The 1,033-nt window shown below is 67.8% G+C and carries 1 protein-coding gene; it reads right to left on the reverse strand.

Annotated features, from left to right (window positions below; all coding sequences use genetic code 11):
* The coding region (locus EOD07_RS35575) for an MFS transporter (protein ID WP_245470622.1) at nt 1–993 on the reverse strand (993 nt) is incomplete at its 3' end.
* Between the last annotated feature and the right edge of the window lie 40 nt (nt 994–1,033).

Genomic DNA, 1,033 nt, shown 5'->3' on the forward strand with positions numbered 1-1,033 from the left:
GGCCGACACCACCTCGGCGCGGCGGTCGGCCGGCGCTATCTGATTCACCACCTGCAGGCCGCCGCGATAGCCGAGCGCAGCCGCCGCGCCGCAGACCGCCGTCGCCGCGATCATGAGCGCCATCGAGGCGTAGATTTGCGCTGCGACGACCAGCGCCACGGCCGGGATCATCAGGACGAGCGCCGCGAGCATGGTGGAGCGGCTGGACAGCCATGCGGTGCCGACAATGGTCACTGCCGCCACGATCGACAATTCGAAGAACAGCCCGCCGGCCTCGGCATGATTGGTTGCATGGAGCTGTTGCGCCAGGATGCTCGGCGCCAGCGCCGCGTAGAAACCGACCAGCGCCATCGCGCCGAACCCGGTCACCGCCGGCGCCACGAATTGCGCGCGGATATCGTCGGGCACCGAAAGCCGTGGCCTCAGCGAGACGTCCGAGAGCCGCCCAGGACCGGGGACCGTTTCCTGCGTGCGCCAGATCAGCACGGTCACCAGCGCAAGCAGCACGAGATAGACCGCAAATGTCAGCCTGAGCGGCCAGGGCGCATATTGGGCCAGCAGCCCCGCCATGAGCGCGCCGACCCCAAGACCGATAAAGTTGGTGCTGGTGGCGATGACGGCGGCGCGCGACTTGTCCTTGCCTTCGATCAGTTCGGCCAGCCAGGCGGTGCCGGCGCCCGCGCCGACGCCAATGCCGAGCCCGCTGAGGATGCGGGCAATGTCGAGCCAGGCGAGGTTTTCGGCGAAGAGGAAAGACAGCGCACTGACCACGGCAACACCCATCGCGGCGAGCGCGGCAGGACGACGGCCGACGACATCCGACATCCGGCCGAAAAACAGCAGCGCCGCCAGATTGCCGACGACGTAGACGGCATAGACCAGCGTCAGCGTGACCTGCGAGAAGCCGAAAGCCTGCTTGTAGATCACGTAAAGCGGGGTCAGCGCGGTGCTGCCGGCAAAGAGCGCGGCGATCATGGCGGCGACGGCGGTCATCGCTGCGCCCCCGCCAAGCTCATGGTCACGCGTCATGGTT

This window comes from Mesorhizobium sp. M2C.T.Ca.TU.002.02.1.1 (assembly GCF_003997225.1).